This is a genomic window from Piscinibacter sp., assembly GCF_047600445.1.
In the GTDB taxonomy this organism is placed as follows: domain Bacteria; phylum Pseudomonadota; class Gammaproteobacteria; order Burkholderiales; family Burkholderiaceae_C; genus Piscinibacter.
In genome coordinates this window covers 2,528,839-2,546,832 of the sequence record NZ_JASGKT010000002.1, presented here as the reverse complement: position 1 = coordinate 2,546,832, position 17,994 = coordinate 2,528,839, and the positions used below count along the sequence as shown (strand labels likewise).

Here is a 17,994-nt window from a genome sequence, read left to right as displayed (position 1 = left end):
GATGGAAGCGTTCGCCCTCCTGCTCGCCGCCACCTTCAACGCCGGCACCGTGCTGGCCATCGCGGCGCTCGGCCTGCTGATCAACGAGCGCGCCGGCATCGTCAACCTCGGCGCCGAGGGCATGATGCTGGTGGCGGCCATCGCCGGCTTCGCCACCGCGGTGCACACCGGCAACGACTGGCTGGCCTTCGGCGCCGGCGCGGCCGCCGGCGCGCTGCTCGCCGCGGCCTTCGGCGTGCTGGTGATCTGGCTCAACACCAACCAGTACGCCACCGGGCTCGCGCTGAGCCTGTTCGGCGCCGGCTTCTCGGCCTTCGCCGGCATCACCTACACGCAGGAAAAGCTCTCCGAGCGCGCGCACTTCGAGATCCCCGGCCTGGCCGACATCCCCTTCCTCGGGCCGGCGATGTTCAGGCAGCACCCGATGGTCTACCTCGTGGTGCTGCTGACCATCGCCATCGCCTGGTTCCTGTACCGCTCGCGCGCCGGGCTGGTGCTGCGCGCGGTGGGCGAGTCGCCCGAGTCGGCGCACGCGCTCGGCTACCCCGTGCGGCGCATCCGGCTCGCGGCGGTGATGACCGGCGGCGCGCTGTGCGGCGTCGCGGGCGCCTACCTGTCGGTGGTCTACACGCCGCTGTGGGTGGAAGGCATGGTCGCCGGCAAGGGCTGGATCGCGCTGGCGCTCACCACCTTCGCCACCTGGCGACCGGCACGTGTCTTGCTCGGTGCCTACCTGTTCGGCGGCGTCACGATGCTGCAGTTCCACCTGCAAGGAGAAGGCGTGCAGATCTCGAGCCAGTTCCTCACCATGCTGCCCTACGTGGCCACCATCGTGGTGCTGGTGCTGATCTCGCGCAACGCGAACTTCATCAAGGTGAACATGCCGGCGTCGATCGGCAAGCCGTTCTTCCCCGGTTCGTGACGAACGCATAATGCCCCGCTTCAAGCTCCCTCGCATCTCTCAACCTGGAGACGACATGACGTTCCACACCAAGCGTTCCCTGATCAAGCTCGCCGGCTGGAGTTCGGTGGCCGCGCTGGCCGCGCTCGCCGGCTGCGGCAAGAAGGAAGAGCCGCCCGCGCCGCCGGCCGCCGCGCCCGCCGCCGCCCCGGCCGAGCCGGCCAAGGCCGAGCCGCTGAAGGTCGCTTTCGCCTACGTCGGCCCGGTGGGCGACGGCGGCTGGACCTTCGCGCACGACAACGCCCGCAAGGCGCTGGAGAAGGAGTTCGGCGACAAGATCGTGACCAGCTTCGTCGAGAAGGTGCCCGAGGCGGCCGACGCCGAGCGCGTGTTCCGCGACATGGTCGGCCAGGGCAACAAGCTGATCTTCGGCACCACCTTCGGCTACATGGAGCCGATGCTGAAGGTCGCGGCCGACGCGAAGGACGTGCGCTTCGAGCACGCCACCGGCTACAAGCAGGCCGACAACATGCGCACCTACGACAGCCGCACCTACGAGGGCGCGTACATGGCCGGCGTGATCGCCGGCGGCATGACCAAGAGCAACACGCTCGGCGTGGTCGGCTCGATCCCCATTCCCGAGGTGATCCGCAACATCAACAGCTTCACGCTCGGCGCGCAGAGCGTGAACCCGAAGATCAAGACCAAGGTGGTGTGGGTCAACGACTGGTTCAACCCGCCCAAGGAAACCGAGGCCGCGCAGTCGCTGATCAACGGCGGCGCCGACGTGCTGTTCCAGAACACCGACTCGTCGGCCGTGCTGCAGGCCGCCGGCAAGGCGAAGAAGTACGCCTTCGGCTGGGACAGCGACATGAGCGCCTACTCGCCCGAGGCGCACCTGGCCTCGTCGATCATCAACTGGGCCCCGTACTACATCAAGTCCACGCGCGAGGCGCTGGAAGGCACCTGGAAGGGCAACGAAGGCTCGTGGTGGGGCGTCAAGGAAGGCACGATCGACCTCGTGTCGATCTCCGACAAGGTGCCCGCCGAGCTGAAGGAGAAGGTCGAGAAGGTCAAGGCCGGCCTGAAGGACGGCAGCTATGTGATCTGGAAGGGACCGATCGTCGGCTCCGACGGCAAGGAATTGCTGAAGGCCGACGAGGTCGCCGACGACAAGTGGCTCGGCGGCATCAAGTTCTACGTCAAGGGCGTGGAAGGCAAGGTGCCGGGAGACAAGTGACGTGAACGGCGCCTGACGCCGAACGCGAGAAGGCCGCCTGCGGGCGGCCTTTTTCGTTTCAGGCCGTCGGGCGGGTGGGATCGAATCCGCCGGCCCGCGCCCAGGCGTCGAACAGGTCGCGCAGCTCGGCCGGCAGTTCGAGCACGAAGTCGATGTCCAGCGGATAGGTGTCGGCCAGGAAGTAGCGGCATGCGCTCAGCAGCACCTCGCCCTGGCGCCGGTCCTTGGGCTTCTTCAGCGCGTTGCGCTCGGGCTTGCCGGCCAGCCAGAGCTTGTGCAGCGCCATCCAGCGCGGGTCGGGCACGTACAGCGGGCAGGCGCGCTGGCGCAGCGTCGCGACGACGACGGATAGCGGGCGCCCCTCGAGCAGCCATTCCTGCTCGGTCAGAGACACCATCGGCTCGAACGCCTCGCCTTTGGGCAGCGGCGCGAGGCTGGGCGCCATCAGCAGCTCGACTTCGTAGTGGTTCGCGTTGACGGCCTGGTAGGGCTTCTTCCGGTTCAGCCGGAACGTCGGGTCCACCCCTTGCAGCACGGACATCAGCGAGCTGCGTTGCGGCGCGCCCGCGTTCGTGCGCGCCAGCGACACCGCGGAGCCGCGGCACCAGGCGAGGTCGAAGTCTTCGGTCTCCTCCACACCGGCCGGGAAGCGCGCATTGCACAGCAGCGAGTAGGCGATGAAGGCATTGGTGCCGACCACCAGCAGGTCGTTGCGCAGCAACTCGGCGACATCGAGGGCGCGCAGGATCTCGGCCTGCCGGTCGGGGATGGGCGGCAGCCGCAGCGCCCGGTACTGGGCCGCGCGGTCGCCGATGAGGGCGTCGGCGTCGGCGATGCGCTGCTTGAGTTCGGCCTTGCGCTGCGTGAATTCGGCGAAGCGGGCTTCGGTGGCGTCGGAACGCGGGCCCAGCGTGGTGCCCGGGTCCGACGAGCGCTGCTTGACGGCGAGGTAGTCGCCGCTGGCCTTGCGTTGCCAGTACATCGAAACCGGCAGCGTGGCGAGCTGCTGCTGTGCGTCCAGCCATTGCTCGTAGGCCGCCTCCAGATTGGCTCCCACACGCCCGGAGTCGGCCGAGAACGGCACGAAGTCGCTACGCTTGTACGACATAAGTATTTGAGTTTAAAAGATTTCCACCAGTCACGCGCAAATCGGCGCGCAAATGGTGGAAAACGTGTCCCGTGCACACCTCGTGGGCGCCGACCCCGGCGAGGGATTTGCTAGTCTCGCGGCATGAACTGCGAACGTGGATGCGCCCACCCGGTGGCCGATGCCGATGCGCTGGCCGGCGCGCCGCTGGCCGTGCGCCTGCTCGGCGAAGACTGGGTGCTGTGGCGCGACGAAGCGGGCGCGCCGCGCGCCGCGCCGGATCGCTGCCCGCATCGCGGCGCGCGGCTGTCGCTGGGGCGCGTCTGCGACGGCATGCTGGAGTGCGCCTACCACGGCTGGCGCTTCGACGGCGAGGGCCGCTGTACGCGGATCCCGGCGTTGCCCGGCTTCACGCCGCCGGCCTCGCACGGGCTGCATCGCGTGGCACTCGTGGAGGCGCACGGCCTGCTGTGGCTGCAGCCCGACGGCGCGCCGCCGTGCCTGCCGGCTTTCGAGGCCGAGCACGACGCCAGGCTGCGCAAGCTCAACGTCGGCCCCTACGACGTGGCGGCGAGCGCGCCGCGCGTCGTCGAGAACTTCCTCGACCTGGCGCACTTCGGCTTCGTGCACGAGGGCTGGCTGGGCGACCGCGCGCACGTCGAGCTGGCCGACTACCGCGTCGAGCCCACGCCCACCGGCTTCGTCGCCAGCGGCTGCCGCGCCTGGCAGCCGCAGAGCAACCGCCTGTCCAGCGAGGGGAGCTGGGTCGACTACCGCTACGAACTCACCTCGCCCTACACCGCCGTGCTGACCAAGCTGCCCGAGCAGCAGGGCGGCTACCGCGACGAGATCGCGCTGTTCGTCTGCCCGGTCGATGAAGAAGCCAGCCGCGTCTGGTTCCGCATGGCGCTGACCGACTTCGATTCGAGCGACGAGCAGATCCGCGCCTTCCAGCACACCATCTTCACGCAGGACCAGCCGGTGCTCGAATCGCAGCGGCCCAAGCGCCTGCCGCTGGCCGGCGGCGAGGTGCACTGCGCCGCCGACCGCAGCTCGGCGGCGTACCGGCGCTTCCTGCGCGAGCGCGACATCAGCTTCGGAGTCCTGCCATGAGTTCGTTCACCGCCTTCGACAAGATCCCGCGCGAGCGGCTGCCGGCCCTGCTGCGCAGCATGCCCAAGGCCGAGCTGCACCTGCACATCGAGGGCTCGCTCGAGCCCGAGCTGATCTTCGCGCTGGCGCAGCGCAACGGCGTGGCGCTGCCCTACGCCAGCGTGGAGGCGCTGCGCGCGGCCTACGCCTTCACCGACCTGCAGAGCTTCCTCGACATCTACTACGCCGGCGCCAGCGTGCTGCTGAAGGAGCAGGACTTCTTCGACATGGCCTGGGCCTACCTGCAGCGCGCCGCGGCCGACAAGGTGCTGCACGCCGAGATCTTCTTCGACCCGCAGACCCACACCGAGCGCGGCGTGCCGCTGCTCACCGTGATCCAGGGCCTGGAGCACGCCTGCCGGCGCGCGCACCAGGAACTGGGCGTCAGCGCCAGGCTGATCCTGTGCTTCCTGCGCCACCTGAGCGAAGAGGAGGCCATGGCCACGCTCGACGAGGCGCTGCCGCACAAGCACCACTTCATCGGCGTCGGGCTGGACAGCAGCGAGCGCGGCCACCCGCCGGAGAAGTTCGCTCGCGTGTTCGCCAAGGCGCGCGAGGCCGGGCTGCACCTCGTCGCGCACGCGGGCGAGGAAGGGCCGCCCGCCTACGTGGCCGGCGCGCTCGACGTGCTGAAGGTCGAGCGCATCGACCACGGCGTGCGCAGCCTGGAAGACCCGGCGCTGGTGCGGCGTCTCGCCGCTCGGGGCATGGCGCTGACGGTGTGCCCGCTGTCCAACGTCAAGCTGTGCGTGTTCGAGACGATGGCGCAGCACAACCTGCCGGCGCTGCTGGCCGCCGGGCTGAAGGCGACGATCAACTCCGACGACCCGGCCTACTTCGGCGGCTACGTCAACCAGAACTTCGTCGAGACCTTCGCCGCGCTGCCGCAGCTCGGCGCGCGCGAGGCCTACACGCTGGCGCGCAACAGCTTCGAGGCCAGCTTCGCCGATGCCGGCGCCAAGGCGCGCTGGATCGCGCAGCTCGACCTGGCCTTCGAGCAGGCCGCCGCCGCGGCTCAGTGAAGCGTCGGCGGCGCGGCGGCGGCGCCGTGCGCCGCGCCGCACGGCGCCGACTGCGCGGTGCAGCGGCTCATCGATTGCCAGCGCGCCTGCAGGCCCAGCGCGATGTGCCGGAAGGGTTCGCTCACCGTCACGTGCGCGGCCAGCAGTTCGAGGTTGCGGCCGATCTTGGCGCCCATCGCCAGGCGCTGCTCGGGGTGCAGGTCGGCCTGCAGGGCCTGCGCGTACCCGGTCATCAGCGCCAGCGTGCCGGCCAGCACCGCCTCCAGCGTCGGCAGTTCGTGCTCCTCGTCGAGAGGGCACAGGGGTGTCGCATGCGGCGTGTTCATCGGCGGCTCCGGGTCGGGGTCGATCCATTCTGTATGAAATGAGAATCGTTCGCAACTGATCCAAGGCAAGTTTGCGCCGACAATCGCGCCCACGAAGCGGCAGTGCTCCCTGCCGCTTCGCGCTTTTCACCCCGGAGCCATGTAGAGGAACACCATGTACAAAAACCTCGCCCGCGCGGCCGCGCTCGCCGCCGCGTTGCTGAGTCCCCCGCACACCCCCGCCCAGGCGCTCGCGGCGCCGCCCGAGCCGCTGAAGATCGGCTTCGTCTACGTCAGCCCGGTCGGCGAGGCCGGCTGGAGCTACCAGCACGACCTGGGGCGGCGCGAGATGGAGCGCGCCCTGGGCGCGCGAGTGCGCACCACGGTGGTCGAGGCGGTCGCCGAAGGCGCCGACTCCGAGCGCGTGATGCGCGACCTCGCGCGCCAGGGGCACCAACTGATCTTCGCCACCAGCTTCGGCTACCTGGAGCCGGCGCTGCGCGTGGCGGCCGAGTTCCCGCAGGTGGCCTTCGAGCATGCCGGCGGCTACAAGACCGCGCCCAACCTGAACACCTACAACGCGCGCTACTACGAGGCGCGCTACCTGGCCGGCTGGCTGGCCGGCAAGACCAGCCGCAGCGGCATCGCCGGCTACGTGGCCGGCTTCCCGGTGCCCGAGGTGGTGCAGGGCATCAACGCCTTCGCGATCGGCCTGCGCGAAGCGAACCCGCGGGCGCAACTGCGCGTGCAGTGGCTGAACACCTGGTTCGACCCGGCGCGCGAGCGCGAGGCGGCGCAGGCGCTGATCGACCGCGGCGCCGACGTGCTGACCAACCACAGCGGCTCGCCGGCCGTGGCGCAGGCCGCGCAGGCGGCCTTCAAGGACAAGGGCGTGCGCGTGATCTCCTACCAGAGCGACATGCGCGCCTACGCGCCCGAGGCGCAGCTCGCCGCGGTGACGCACCACTGGGGCGGCTACTACACGCAGGTGGCGCGCGAGCGGCTCGCCGGCCGCTGGCAGCCCGCGCCGGTGTGGGGCGGCCTGAAGGACGGCCTGGTGCAGTTGAGCGCGCTCGACGCCTCGATCCCTGACGAACTGCGCGCGCAGCTCGAAACCCGGCGCCGCGCCATCGTCGCCGGCACGCTGCGGCCCTTCTCCGGCCGGCTGCTCGACAACGCCGGCCGCGAGCGTCAGGCCGGCGGCACGATGGACGACGCCGCCATCGCGGCGATGAACTGGCTCGCCGCCGGGGTGGTGGGCACGCTGCCCTGACACGCCCGCGTGGTGCTAGAGTCGGCGCAGGAGATGGCATTCCTCCTCGAACCGCCGGCCGCCCGCGCCGGCTGATGATGCCTACGGCCTGTCCCGCTGGAGGGGCGCGTAGGTGCGATCGCGTCCTTCCGATGTCGTCACGAAGTCATCGCAGAAAGGACGCTCATGTTTCCCGTCATCGCCATCAGCATCGGCGCCGCGCTCGGCGCCTTGCTGCGCTGGGTGCTCGGCACCCGGCTCAACGCGCTGTTCCCGTCGCTGCCGCCGGGCACGCTCAGCGCCAACCTGCTCGGCGGCTACCTCGTCGGCGTGGCGGTGGCGTTCTTCGCCAGCCACCCGGCGCTGCCCTCGGAGTGGCGGCTGTTCATCGTCACCGGCTTCCTCGGCGGGCTGACCACCTTCTCGACCTTCTCGGCCGAGGTGGTGCAGCAGCTCATGGAGGGCAAGCCCGGCTGGGCCATCGCCACGGTGGCCGTGCACGTGGTGGGCAGCGTCGGCATGACGCTGCTGGGCATCGGCACGGTGGCCTTGTTCCGCAACGCGCGGCTCGCGGGAGACTGAGCATGAAGGGCTATCAAGTCACGTTCTTCACGATCGAGGGCCGGCGCCACGGCCCGCAGGCGATGGGCCACTGGCTGATCGAGACGGCCCGCTCGCTGGGCATCCGCGGCGCCACGCTGACGGCCGGCGTCGAAGGCCTGGGCCGCAACGGACGCCTGCACTCGGCGCACTTCTTCGAGCTGGTCGACCAGCCCATCGAGGTGACGATGGTGGTCGACGAGGCGCAGTGCGAGCGCCTGTTCGCCGCGCTCGACGACGCGCAGGCCGACCTGTTCTACGTGCGCACGCCGGTCGAGTTCGGCGTGGCCGGCGCCGCCGCGAGCAGCTGCCCCGCCTCGGGCCCGAACGCATAGGCGTCCATGCCCAGGCAGCCGTAGGTGACGCCCTGGTGCAGGCGCAGCGGCGCGGCCTCGCGCCCGCCGGTGCCGGCCGCCACGTACCAGGGCAGCAGGTGCTCGTCGCTGGGGTGCATGTCCACGGCGTGCGGCGCGCGCTCGCGGTAGGCGAACAGCGCCTCCCAGTCGCGCGCCGCGCCGCGCGCGGCGATCCAGTCGCGGAAGGCGCGGCTCTCGGGCGCTTCCGGTGCATCCACCGGGCGGCGCTGTCCGTTCGCGAACACGCGGCGCAGGTTGTGCGTGATGCTGCCCGAGGCCAGCACCAGCACGCCTTCGTCGCCCAGCGCGGCCAGCGCCTGGCCGAGCGCGAACTGCTGCGCCGGTGTCTGCGTCGGCACGAAGGCCAGCGGCAGCACCGGGATGTCGGCCTCGGGAAGCATGTAGCGCAGCGGCGTCCAGTGGCCGTGGTCCAGCCCGCCGGTGGGGCTCACGTGCACCGGCAGGCCGGCGTCGCCGAGCAGCCCGGCCACGCGGGCGGCCAGCGCCGGCGCGCCCGGCGCGTCGTAGCGCAGCGTGTAGAGCTGCGGGTCGAAACCGCTGAAGTCGTACACCGCTTCGTGGCGCGGCGCGGCCAGCAGCACCGGCACACGCGCCGCGGTGTGCGCCGACACCGCGAGGATCGCGCGGGGTCGGCCGAAGGCGGCGGCGATGCGCGGCCCCAGTTCCTTCAAGAAGGCCCCGGCGGCGCCCGGCTCCAGCGCCATCATCGGCGAGCCGTGCGAGACGAAGATCGAAGGCAGTCGGGTGTGCATGCCGTGATTGGACCCCCGCGCGATGCCGGCGTGGCTCAGGCGGATTGCACGCAGCGTTCAGCGCCGCCGCGCCGGGCATGGCACAGTCGGCGGCATGAACCCTTCTTCCCCGCTGTGGCTGCTGGCCTGGCGCCAGATGGCGCGCGACTTCCGCGCCGGCGAGCTGCGCCTGCTGATCGTCGCGGTGATGCTGGCGGTGGCGGCGCTCAGCGCCGTGGCCTTCTTCGCCGACCGCATCAACGCCGGCCTGGCGCGCGACGCGCGCCAGCTGCTCGGCGGCGATGCCATCGTCGCCAGCGACCAGCCCGCGCCGCCCGGGTTCGCCGCCAGGGCGGCGGCGCTGGGCCTGAAGAGCGCGCGGTCGGCCACCTTCCCGACCATGGGCCGCGCCCGCGACGAGCAGGGCGGCGCCACGCGCCTGGTCACCGCCAAGGCGGTGTCGGCGGGCTACCCGCTGCGCGGCGCGCTGCGCCTGGCCGACGCGCCCGGCGGCGCCGAGCGGGAACTGGCCGCGGCGCCCGAGCCGGGCACGGTGTGGGTGGACGCGGCCGTGCTCGGCGCGCTGAACCTCAAGGTCGGCGACACGCTGCTGCTCGGCGACGCGGCGCTGCGCATCGCCAAGGTCATCGTCGTCGAACCCGACCGCGGCGCCGGCTTCCTGGGCTTCGCGCCGCGCGTGCTGTTCCACCAGGACGATCTCGCCGCCACCGCGCTGATCCAGCCGGCCAGCCGCGTCACCTACCGCCTCGCGGTGGCGGCGCCGGGCGCCAGCGACGCGCCGGTGCGCGCCTTCGTGCAGTGGGCCGAACGCGAGATCAAGGCGAACGACCTGCGCGGCCTGCGCATCGAGTCGATGGACACCGGCCGCCCCGAGATGCGCCAGACGCTGGACCGCGCCGAGAAATTCCTCAACCTCGTCGCGCTGCTGGCGGCGCTGCTGGCGGCGGTGGCGGTGGGCATCGCCGCGCGCGACTTCGCCGGCCGCCATCTCGACGACTGCGCGATGCTGCGCGTGCTCGGCCAGCCGCAGCGGCGCATCGCCGCGCTGTACCTGCTGGAGTTCCTCGGCGTCGGTTTGCTCGCCAGCGCGCTCGGGCTGGCGATCGGCTTCGGCGTGCACCATGTGTTCGTCTGGCTGCTGGCCGGGCTGGTCGACGGCGCGCTGCCGGCGCCGGGCGGCTGGCCGGCGCTGTTCGGCCTCGGCGTGGGCATGACGCTGCTGCTCGGCTTCGGGCTGCCGCCGGTGCTGCAGCTCGCGCGCGTGCCGCCGCTGCGCGTGATCCGGCGCGACGTGGGCGCGCTGAAGCCGGCGTCGATCGCGGTGCTGGCGGCCGGCACGGCCGGCTTCGTCGCGCTGCTGCTGGCGGTGTCCAGCGACCTCACGCTCGGCCTGATCGCGGTGGGCGGCTTCGCGGCGGCGGTGGCGATGTTCGCGCTGCTGTCGTGGGGCGCGGTCGCGGCGCTGCGCCGCGCGGTGCCGGAGTCGAGCGCGCCGCGCTGGCTGGTGCTGGCCACGCGCCAGATCGCCGCGCGCCCGGCCTTCGCGGTGCTGCAGGTGTCGGCGCTCGCGGTCGGGCTGTTGGCGCTGGTGCTGCTGGTGCTGCTGCGCACCGACCTGATCTCGAGCTGGCGCAGCGCCACGCCGCCGGACGCGCCGAACCGCTTCGTCATCAACATCCAGCCCGAGCAGGGCGAGGCCTTCCGGCAGCGCCTGGCCGGCGCCGGCGTGGCGCGCTACGACTGGTACCCGATGATCCGCGGCCGGCTGGTGGCGATCAACGGCAAGGGCGTGCGCCCCGAGGACATGGCCGACGACCGCGCGCGCCGGCTGGTCGACCGCGAGTTCAACCTCAGCCACACCGCCGCGCTGCCGCCGCACAACGAACTGGTCGGCGGGCGCTGGACCGCCGAGGAGGCCGGCGGCCTGAGCATCGAGGAGGGCCTGGCCAAGACGCTGGGCGTGCGGCTTGGCGACACGCTGCGCTTCGACATCGCCGGCATGCCGGCCGAAGGGCGCATCACCAGCCTGCGCAAGGTCGACTGGGGTTCGATGCGGGTCAACTTCTTCGTGATCTTCCCCAGCGCGGCCATCGACGACCTGCCGGCGACCTACATCGCCGCGTTCCGCGCGCCGCCGGACGGCGCGGCCTTCGACAACGCGCTCAGCCGCGACTTCCCGAACATCACCAACGTCGACGTGACCGCGTCGATCGGGCAGGTGCAGCGTGTGCTCGACCAGGTGATCCGCGCGGTCGAGTTCCTGTTCGGCTTCACGCTGGCCGCCGGGCTGGTGGTGCTGTTCGCCGCGGTGACGGCCACGCGCGAGGCGCGCGCGCGCGAGTACGCGGTGATGCGCGCGATGGGCGCCGGCGCGCGGCTGCTGGCGCAGGTGCAGCGCGCCGAACTGCTCGGCGTCGGCGCGCTGGCCGGCGTGCTGGCGTCGCTGGCCGCGGTGGCGGTGGGCTGGGCGCTGGCGCGCTACGCCTTCGAGTTCACCTGGAACCCGTCGCCCGCGGTGCCGCTGGCCGGCGGCGCGGCCGGCGCGCTGCTGGCGCTGGCGGCGGGCTGGTGGGGGCTGCGCGAGGTGCTGCGCCGCCCGGTGATGGACACGCTGCGGCGCGCGGCCGAGTAGCCGTCGGGAAACCGCCTGGCTTCAGGCGGCGGCGGCGCTTTCGACCAGGCCCATGTCGGCCGAGGCCATCAGCGACTCGATGTCCATCAGGATCAGCATGCGCTCGGCGGCTTCGTCGCCACTGCCGGTCTTCACGGTGCCGATGCCGGTGATGTAGCCGGCGTCGATGGCGCTGGACAGCTCGGGCGCCGGCTTGATGGCGTCCGCTCCGAGCTGCAGCACGTCGGACACCGAGTCGACCACGGCGCCGACCACGCGGCCCCTGACGTTGAGCACGATCACCACGGTGAAGGCGTCGTACCCGGCGCCGGCGCAGCCGAGCTTCATGCGCAGGTCGACGATCGGCACGATCACGCCGCGCAGGTTGACCACGCCCTTGATGAAGGCCGGCGCATTGGCGATGCGGGTGGGCTGCTCGTAGGAGCGGATCTCCTGCACGCGCAGGATGTCGATGCCGTATTCCTCGTCGCCGAGGCGGAAGGTGAGGAATTCCCCGCCGGCGCTGGCGGCGTCGCGCGCGGCCTCGTGGCGGGCCACATGGCGGGCGTCGGTGATCATGTCCATGATGTCGTGTCGTCTCGCGGGTTGCGGGTTGCGGTGGTTTCGGCAGCGGGCGGCGGAACTGAAGCCTTCTTCAGCCGGCCGCCGCGACGCGGAAGGCGCCGACCACCCGGTTCAGCCGCTGCGCCTGGTCCTTCAGCGACTCTGCGGCGGCGGCGGACTGCTCGACCAGGGCGGCGTTCTGCTGGGTCATCTGGTCGAGCTGGGTGACGGCGGTGTTGATCTGGCCGATGCCGTCGGACTGCTCGGCGGCCGCGGCGGTGATCTCGCCGATGATGTCGGTGACACGCTGCACCGAGGCGACGATCTCGCCCATGGTGGCGCCGGCGTCGGCCACCAGCTTGGAGCCGGTGTCGACCTTGTCGACCGAGGCGCCGATCAGGCTCTTGATCTCGCGCGCGGCCTCGGCCGAGCGCTGGGCGAGGGTGCGGACCTCGCCGGCGACGACCGCGAAGCCGCGGCCCTGCTCGCCGGCGCGTGCGGCCTCGACGGCGGCGTTGAGGGCCAGGATGTTGGTCTGGAAGGCGATGCCGTCGATGGTGCCGATGATGTCGGAGATCTTGCGCGAGGAGGCGTTGATCTCGTCCATGGTGGCCACGACCTGGGAGACCACGGAGCCGCCGCGCTGGGCGACCTCGGCGGCGGAGGCGGCGAGCTGGTTGGCCTGGCGGGCGGAGTCGGCGCTTTGCTTGACGGTGCCGGTGAGCTGCTCCATGGAGGAGGCGGTCTGCTGCAGGCTGCTGGCGGTCTGCTCGGTGCGCGAGGACAGGTCCTGGTTGCCGCTGGCGATCTCCATGCTGGCCGTGCCGATGCTGTCGCTGCTGGTGCGAACCTGGCCCACCAGCGTGCGCAGCGAGTCCTGCATGCGGCGCAGCGCCTCGAGCAGTTCGCTCGCCTCGTCGCGGCCCTCGACGGTGATGGGGCGCGTCAGGTCGCCCGAGGCGATCGCCTGCGCGATCTGCCGCGCGTGCTCGACCGGCTGCACGATGGAGCGCGAGTTCAGCAGCGTCAGCGGCGCCACCACCACGGTGCCGAGCAGCACCAGCGCGAGGAAGGCGGCCTGCGTCGTGCCGGCGATCCGCGCCGACTCGGCGGCGCTCGCCCTGGCGTCGGCCGCCAGCGTGTCGGCCATCGTGCCGCGCTGCTCGCCGCCGAGCCTGGCGAGCTGCTCGGCGGTGCGCGACGCGAACGCCTCGTGCGACTGCTGCAATCGCCACATGCCGAAGACGCCGGCCGAGCCGATCGCGACGAGCAGCGCCAGCACCATCGCGATGGCGCCGAGCATGCGGGTGCGGATGGTGAAGCTGCGCAGCAGGGCCTGGACGTTCATGGTGCGAGACTCGTTGTGGAAGGTCAGAAGGTTTCCCAGTCGCCGTCGGCCGGCGGCGTGGCGGCGGGCCGGGGCTCGGCGGCCTTGGGCGCGGCCGGCCTGGCAAGGGGCCGGGGGGCGACCGGCTTGGCGGCTGCGGGCCTGGCCGCCGGCGGCAGCGGCGCGGCGGCGGCGGGCTGCTGCGTGACGCGGAAGGCGCCGACCACCCGGTTCAGCCGCTGCGCCTGATCCTTCAGCGACTCTGCGGCGGCGGCGGACTGCTCGACCAGGGCGGCGTTCTGCTGGGTCATCTGGTCGAGCTGGGTGACGGCGGTGTTGATCTGGCCGATGCCGTCGGACTGCTCGGCGGCCGCGGCGGTGATCTCGCCGATGATGTCGGTGACACGCTGCACCGAGGCGACGATCTCGCCCATGGTGGCGCCGGCGTCGGCCACCAGCTTGGAGCCGGTGTCGACCTTGTCGACCGAGGCGCCGATCAGGCTCTTGATCTCGCGCGCGGCCTCGGCCGAGCGCTGGGCGAGGGTGCGGACCTCGCCGGCGACGACCGCGAAGCCGCGGCCCTGCTCGCCGGCGCGTGCGGCCTCGACGGCGGCGTTGAGGGCCAGGATGTTGGTCTGGAAGGCGATGCCGTCGATGGTGCCGATGATGTCGGAGATCTTGCGCGAGGAGGCGTTGATCTCGTCCATGGTGGCCACGACCTGGGAGACCACGGAGCCGCCGCGCTGGGCGACCTCGGCGGCGGAGGCGGCGAGCTGGTTGGCCTGGCGGGCGGAGTCGGCGCTTTGCTTGACGGTGCCGGTGAGCTGCTCCATGGAGGAGGCGGTCTGCTGCAGGCTGCTGGCGGTCTGCTCGGTGCGCGAGGACAGGTCCTGGTTGCCGCTGGCGATCTCCATGCTGGCCGTGCCGATGCTGTCGCTGCTGGTGCGAACCTGGCCCACCAGCGTGCGCAGCGAGTCCTGCATGCGGCCGACGGCGCGCAGCAGGTCGCCCAGTTCGTCGCCGCGGCGCGAATCGAGGCTGTGGGTCAGGTCGCCGGAGGCGATCACCTCGGCGGCGTGCACCGCCTGGCGCACCGGCTGCACCACCGAGCGCGTCAGCGTCCAGGCCATGCCGACGCCGATCAGCAGCGCCACCGCCAGCAGCGCGGCCAGTTCGATCTGGCTGCGCGCGCCGTCGGCGTCGGCCACCGCCATGCGCTCGGCGGCGAGCCCGCTCTCCAGCGCCTGCAGCTCGCGCATCGCGCCCAGGTAGGCCTGCGCGGCGGGCAGCACCTTGGTCTTCAGCAGCTCGTCGGCCACCGCGGGGTCGAACTCCTTGAGCCGATCCTGCAACTGCGCGCGCGCTTCCAGGTAGACCTTGCGGCGCTCGCCGACGGCGGCGAGCAGCCGCTTGCCGTCCTCGCTCTCGATCGAGGCCTCCAGGTCCTTCTGCAGCTCGGAGATGCGCGCCGAGGTCTCCTTCATCTGCGGCGCGAAGTGGTTCGCCACCGCCGGCACGCCGGTGGCCTTGGCGATCGCCACCGTGCGCGCGATGTTCAGCTCGGTCAGCTCGGTCCACTGCGTGGTGACCACCGCGCGGCGGCCGCTCTCGACGGCGTAGGCGCCGGCCTCGCGGGACGTCTTCAGGTGCGCGAGCGCGACGGCGGAGATCACCACCATCAACGCGAGCAGGGCGCCGAAGCCGAGTGCGAGGCGACGGCCGATCTTGAGGTTGTTCAGGTTCATGAGGGAGCTTCCAACACGGAAAACGCGAATCAGTGGCGCGAGCGGCGCACGAGGCTGCCCACGTCGAGGATCAGCGCGACGCGGCCGTCGCCCATGATCGTGGCGCCCGAGACGTCGTCGACGCGGCGGTAGTTGGCTTCGAGGTTCTTGACGACCACCTGCTGCTGCCCGAGCAGCGCGTCGACGAGCAGCGCGACGCGGCTGCCCTCGGCCTCGGCGACGACGAGGATCTCGTTGCCCTTGTCGAGGCCGCGGCGCGGCACGCCGAACACCTGCTCGACGTCGAGCACCGGCATGTACTCGTCGCGCACCTCGACGATGCGGCCGTTGCCGCCGATCGTGCGGATCATTCCCGGCCGCACCTGGAACGACTCGACCACGCTGGACAGCGGCAGGATGTAGACCTCGTCGCCGACGCCCACGCTCATGCCGTCCATGATCGCCAGCGTCAGCGGCAGGCGCACCTTGACGCTCATGCCGTAGCCCTCGGCCGAGTCGATCTCGACCGTGCCGCCGAGCGCGGCGATGTTCTTCTTCACCACGTCCATGCCGACGCCGCGGCCGGACACGTCGGTCACCACCTCGGCGGTGGAGAAGCCGGGCGCGAAGATCAGCGCCCAGACGTCGGCGTCGCTCAGCGAGTCGGGCGCGTCGATGCCCTTCTCGCGCGCCTTCTTCAGCAGCTTGTCGCGCGACAGGCCCTTGCCGTCGTCGCGCACCTCGATGACGATCGAGCCGCCCTGGTGCGAGGCCGACAGCGTGATCGTGCCGTGCTCGGGCTTGCCGCGCGCGACGCGCTCGGCCGGCGGCTCGATGCCGTGGTCGCAACTGTTGCGAACGAGGTGGGTGAGCGGATCGGTGATCTTCTCGACCAGGCCCTTGTCGAGCTCGGTGGCCTCGCCGTGCGTGACGAACTCGACCTTCTTGCCGAGCTTGCCGGCCAGGTCGCGCAGCATGCGCGGGAAGCGGTTGAACACCACCGACATCGGAATCATGCGGATCGACATCACCGATTCCTGCAGGTCGCGCGTGTTGCGCTCCAGGTCGGCCAGGCCGGCGGCGAGCTGCTGGTACAGCGCGGTGTCGATGCTCTTGCCGGTCTGCGCCAGCATGGCCTGCGTGATGACGAGTTCGCCGACCAGGTTGATCAACTGATCGACCTTCTCCACCGAGACGCGCAGCGTCGACGACTCCAGCGCCGCCGCCGAGGGCTTGGCCTCGCTTTTCGCGGCGGGGCGCGCGGCCGGCTTGGCGGCGGCCGATGCCGACGCGGCGGGGGTGGCAGCGTGGCCGGCCGGCGTGCCGGGCGCATCGTCGAAGAAGCCGTAGCCGGGGTCGGCCGCCGCGTCCTGCGGCGGCGCGCCCGGGTTGCCGGCGTGGAAGCCGTAGCCGGGGCCCAGCGGCAGCAGCGCCACCGCCTCGCGCGGCACGTGGAAGGTGAACAGGTCCAGCAGGTCGCCGTCGCTGCTGGTGGTGACGACCTTGAAGCGGCGCATGCCGTCGCTGGCCTGGCCGCCGTCGATCGGCTCGATGGTGCCGAGGTCGGTGATCTCCTTGAACAGGTCGATCAGGTTGTCGGCCATCGCGGGCTGGGCCAGCGGGCCGACGCGCAGCTCCAGCGCGCGTGCGTGGTCCGCGGCACTGGGTGCGGCCGGGGCCGCCGGCACCACCGGCGCGGCGGGCGCCGGCGACGCCGATTTCGCCGATTGCGCCGATTGCGCTGACACCTGGCCGGCCACCAGCGCGCGGATGTCGCACAGCAGCGCGGCGGTGTCGACCTCCTCGCCGCCGGCGCCCTGGTGGCGCGCGAGCTGGGCGCGCAGCGCGTCGCCCGAGGCCAGCAGCACGTCGACCATCGCGGCGGTCGGCGCGAGTTCGTGGCGGCGCAGCTTGTCCAGCAGCGTCTCCATCTGGTGCGTCAGCTCGGCCACGTCGCCGAAGCCGAAGGTCGCCGCGCCGCCCTTGACGGAGTGCGCGCAGCGGAAGATCGAGTTCAGCTCCTCGTCGTCGGCCGCCTCGATGTCGATGTCGAGCAGCAGCCGCTCCATGCGCTCCAGGTTCTCGCCGGCTTCCTCGAAGAAGACCTGGTAGAACTGGCTCAGGTCGATGCCCGCGCCGGCGCCGTCCGAAGTCGCCTCGGCCATCAGCGGATCACCTTCTGGATCACTTCGATCAGCTTGCTCGGGTCGAAGGGCTTGACCAGCCAGCCGGTGGCGCCGGCGCTGCGGCCGGCCTGCTTCATCTGGTCGCTCGACTCGGTGGTCAGGATCAGGATGGGCGTGGTCTTGAACTTCGGGTTGTCGCGCAGCTTCTTCGTCAGCCCGATGCCGTCCAGGCGCGGCATGTTCTGGTCGGTCAGCACCAGGTCGAAGTCGCGCGTGCCGGCCTTCTCCCAGGCGTCCTGGCCATCGACCGCCTCGACCACCTGGTAGCCGGCGCTCTTGAGCGTGAAGGACACCATCTGGCGCATCGAGGCCGAGTCGTCCACAGCGAGGATTGAATGCATGTCGGGCTCCGGTAACGAGTGGATTTCGGGCGGGCGGCGGATTTCTTGAGCGGCGCCGCCGGGTTCAGAACAGTTCGATGGAGCCGGCGTCCATCTCGTCCTGCGTGACGGGGTTGGGCCGCGGCGGCGCCGAGGCGACCACGGCGGCGCCGTCCTCGTCGTCGCCCATGGTCTCGGCGGCCAGGCGGTCGGCGCAACTGCGCAGCCGCGTGTGGGTGTGATGGATGAGCTGCGAGGCCATGTCCTGGAACTGCATCGCGGTGATCGCGCCGGCCATGTGCTGCATCGCGTCGCGCAGGCGGCGCACGTCGAGGTCGGGGTGCTGCGCGGTCGCGCGTAGCAGGTGGTTCAACTGCCCCGAGGCGCCGTGGAAATGGGCCAGCAGCGCGTCGCCGGCATCGCCGAGCAGGCGTTGCAGGCGCTCCAGGTCGTTGCTGGCCGTCATCAGGTTGTCCTGGAGGTCGGCCGCGACCATCAGCGGCAGCGGGCTGGTGGGCCCACCGGGGTCGGTGTCGGGGCGGTCTGGCATCGTGGCTCCGCGGGAGGTGCTCAG

General features: G+C 71.7%; 17 protein-coding genes and 1 riboswitch. Of the genes, 8 read left to right on the top strand and 9 right to left on the bottom strand.

Annotation, left to right across the window (positions count from 1 at the left end; genetic code table 11):
- Window position 1: 1 nt before the first annotated feature.
- Entirely contained in the window at window positions 2-922 is a 921-nt protein-coding gene (locus QM792_RS16135; protein WP_415151120.1) for an ABC transporter permease, read from the top strand.
- A gap of 55 nt (window positions 923-977) precedes the next feature.
- A complete protein-coding gene (locus QM792_RS16130) occupies window positions 978-2,141 on the top strand; it encodes a BMP family ABC transporter substrate-binding protein (protein ID WP_415151119.1) in 1,164 nt (387 codons plus the stop codon).
- 58 nt (window positions 2,142-2,199) lie between these two features.
- Here the strand turns inward: QM792_RS16130 and QM792_RS16125 are convergent, their stop codons facing one another.
- A complete protein-coding gene (locus tag QM792_RS16125) occupies window positions 2,200-3,249 on the bottom strand; it encodes a GSU2403 family nucleotidyltransferase fold protein (RefSeq protein ID WP_415151118.1) in 1,050 nt (349 codons plus the stop codon).
- 123 nt (window positions 3,250-3,372) lie between these two features.
- Between QM792_RS16125 and QM792_RS16120 the strand changes: the two genes are divergently transcribed.
- Together QM792_RS16120 and QM792_RS16115 are read left to right on the top strand one after the other, a co-directional pair.
- Window positions 3,373-4,341 (top strand): Rieske 2Fe-2S domain-containing protein, encoded by a 969-nt coding sequence (locus tag QM792_RS16120; protein ID WP_415151117.1) that lies wholly within the window; start codon window positions 3,373-3,375, stop codon window positions 4,339-4,341.
- Complete coding sequence (locus tag QM792_RS16115; protein WP_415151116.1) at window positions 4,338-5,402, top strand: adenosine deaminase; 1,065 nt, start codon at window positions 4,338-4,340, stop codon at window positions 5,400-5,402. The genes QM792_RS16120 and QM792_RS16115 overlap by 4 nt, the downstream gene beginning before the upstream one ends.
- Here QM792_RS16115 and QM792_RS16110 read toward each other — a convergent pair.
- Window positions 5,396-5,728: a hypothetical protein gene (locus QM792_RS16110; RefSeq protein ID WP_415151115.1), complete on the bottom strand. Its 333-nt coding sequence runs from the start codon at window positions 5,726-5,728 to the stop codon at window positions 5,396-5,398. The genes QM792_RS16115 and QM792_RS16110 overlap by 7 nt on opposite strands.
- A gap of 154 nt (window positions 5,729-5,882) precedes the next feature.
- Between QM792_RS16110 and QM792_RS16105 the strand changes: the two genes are divergently transcribed.
- The 3 genes from QM792_RS16105 (at window position 5,883) to QM792_RS16095 (ending at window position 7,894) form a co-directional block, all read left to right on the top strand.
- Window positions 5,883-6,980, top strand: coding sequence for a BMP family ABC transporter substrate-binding protein (locus tag QM792_RS16105; RefSeq protein ID WP_415151114.1), 1,098 nt, complete (start codon window positions 5,883-5,885; stop codon window positions 6,978-6,980).
- 20 nt (window positions 6,981-7,000) lie between these two features.
- Window positions 7,001-7,071: riboswitch (Fluoride riboswitch) on the top strand.
- 74 nt (window positions 7,072-7,145) lie between these two features.
- Window positions 7,146-7,541, top strand: coding sequence for a fluoride efflux transporter CrcB (gene crcB / locus QM792_RS16100; protein WP_415151113.1), 396 nt, complete (start codon window positions 7,146-7,148; stop codon window positions 7,539-7,541).
- A 2-nt stretch (window positions 7,542-7,543) separates the two neighbouring features.
- Complete coding sequence (locus QM792_RS16095) at window positions 7,544-7,894, top strand: DUF190 domain-containing protein (protein ID WP_415151112.1); 351 nt, start codon at window positions 7,544-7,546, stop codon at window positions 7,892-7,894.
- On the opposite strand, the gene QM792_RS16090 is transcribed toward QM792_RS16095, so the two are convergent.
- Window positions 7,816-8,688, bottom strand: coding sequence for a dioxygenase (locus tag QM792_RS16090; protein WP_415151111.1), 873 nt, complete (start codon window positions 8,686-8,688; stop codon window positions 7,816-7,818). The two genes, QM792_RS16095 and QM792_RS16090, sit on opposite strands and share 79 nt — an antisense overlap.
- Window positions 8,689-8,782: 94 nt before the next feature.
- On the opposite strand from QM792_RS16090, the gene QM792_RS16085 reads away from it, so the two are divergent.
- The gene (locus QM792_RS16085) at window positions 8,783-11,320 is read left to right on the top strand and encodes an ABC transporter permease (protein WP_415151110.1); all 2,538 of its coding nucleotides are present in this window, start codon (window positions 8,783-8,785) and stop codon (window positions 11,318-11,320) included.
- Window positions 11,321-11,341: 21 nt separating this feature from the next.
- On the opposite strand, the gene QM792_RS16080 is transcribed toward QM792_RS16085, so the two are convergent.
- The 6 genes from QM792_RS16080 to QM792_RS16055 form a co-directional block, all read right to left on the bottom strand.
- The gene (locus QM792_RS16080; protein ID WP_415151109.1) at window positions 11,342-11,884 is read right to left on the bottom strand and encodes a chemotaxis protein CheW; all 543 of its coding nucleotides are present in this window, start codon (window positions 11,882-11,884) and stop codon (window positions 11,342-11,344) included.
- Between the two features lie 70 nt (window positions 11,885-11,954).
- Entirely contained in the window at window positions 11,955-13,211 is a 1,257-nt protein-coding gene (locus QM792_RS16075; protein ID WP_415151108.1) for a methyl-accepting chemotaxis protein, read from the bottom strand.
- Between the two features lie 23 nt (window positions 13,212-13,234).
- Entirely contained in the window at window positions 13,235-14,935 is a 1,701-nt protein-coding gene (locus QM792_RS16070) for a methyl-accepting chemotaxis protein (protein ID WP_415151107.1), read from the bottom strand.
- A 29-nt stretch (window positions 14,936-14,964) separates the two neighbouring features.
- On the bottom strand, window positions 14,965-17,079 hold the full coding sequence (locus QM792_RS16065; protein WP_415151106.1) for a chemotaxis protein CheA: 2,115 nt from the start codon (window positions 17,077-17,079) through the stop codon (window positions 14,965-14,967).
- Entirely contained in the window at window positions 17,079-17,441 is a 363-nt protein-coding gene (locus QM792_RS16060; RefSeq protein ID WP_415151105.1) for a response regulator, read from the bottom strand. Before QM792_RS16060 ends, QM792_RS16065 begins: the two co-directional genes overlap by 1 nt.
- Window positions 17,442-17,505: 64 nt before the next feature.
- Entirely contained in the window at window positions 17,506-17,970 is a 465-nt protein-coding gene (locus QM792_RS16055) for a hypothetical protein (RefSeq protein WP_415151104.1), read from the bottom strand.
- Window positions 17,971-17,994 lie beyond the last annotated feature (24 nt).

Excerpts from the sequence above, each read along its gene's own strand:
- QM792_RS16135 (WP_415151120.1), top strand. The coding sequence starts at position 2 with ATGGAAGCGTTCGCCCTCCTGCTCGCCGCCACCTTCAACGCCGGCACC.
- QM792_RS16130 (WP_415151119.1), top strand. The coding sequence starts at position 978 with ATGACGTTCCACACCAAGCGTTCCCTGATCAAGCTCGCCGGCTGGAGT.
- QM792_RS16125 (WP_415151118.1), bottom strand. The coding sequence starts at position 3,249 with ATGTCGTACAAGCGTAGCGACTTCGTGCCGTTCTCGGCCGACTCCGGG.
- QM792_RS16120 (WP_415151117.1), top strand. The coding sequence starts at position 3,373 with ATGAACTGCGAACGTGGATGCGCCCACCCGGTGGCCGATGCCGATGCG.
- QM792_RS16115 (WP_415151116.1), top strand. The coding sequence starts at position 4,338 with ATGAGTTCGTTCACCGCCTTCGACAAGATCCCGCGCGAGCGGCTGCCG.
- QM792_RS16110 (WP_415151115.1), bottom strand. The coding sequence starts at position 5,728 with ATGAACACGCCGCATGCGACACCCCTGTGCCCTCTCGACGAGGAGCAC.
- QM792_RS16105 (WP_415151114.1), top strand. The coding sequence starts at position 5,883 with ATGTACAAAAACCTCGCCCGCGCGGCCGCGCTCGCCGCCGCGTTGCTG.
- crcB (WP_415151113.1), top strand. The coding sequence starts at position 7,146 with ATGTTTCCCGTCATCGCCATCAGCATCGGCGCCGCGCTCGGCGCCTTG.
- QM792_RS16095 (WP_415151112.1), top strand. The coding sequence starts at position 7,544 with ATGAAGGGCTATCAAGTCACGTTCTTCACGATCGAGGGCCGGCGCCAC.
- QM792_RS16090 (WP_415151111.1), bottom strand. The coding sequence starts at position 8,688 with ATGCACACCCGACTGCCTTCGATCTTCGTCTCGCACGGCTCGCCGATG.
- QM792_RS16085 (WP_415151110.1), top strand. The coding sequence starts at position 8,783 with ATGAACCCTTCTTCCCCGCTGTGGCTGCTGGCCTGGCGCCAGATGGCG.
- QM792_RS16080 (WP_415151109.1), bottom strand. The coding sequence starts at position 11,884 with ATGGACATGATCACCGACGCCCGCCATGTGGCCCGCCACGAGGCCGCG.
- QM792_RS16075 (WP_415151108.1), bottom strand. The coding sequence starts at position 13,211 with ATGAACGTCCAGGCCCTGCTGCGCAGCTTCACCATCCGCACCCGCATG.
- QM792_RS16070 (WP_415151107.1), bottom strand. The coding sequence starts at position 14,935 with ATGAACCTGAACAACCTCAAGATCGGCCGTCGCCTCGCACTCGGCTTC.
- QM792_RS16065 (WP_415151106.1), bottom strand. The coding sequence starts at position 17,079 with ATGGCCGAGGCGACTTCGGACGGCGCCGGCGCGGGCATCGACCTGAGC.
- QM792_RS16060 (WP_415151105.1), bottom strand. The coding sequence starts at position 17,441 with ATGCATTCAATCCTCGCTGTGGACGACTCGGCCTCGATGCGCCAGATG.
- QM792_RS16055 (WP_415151104.1), bottom strand. The coding sequence starts at position 17,970 with ATGCCAGACCGCCCCGACACCGACCCCGGTGGGCCCACCAGCCCGCTG.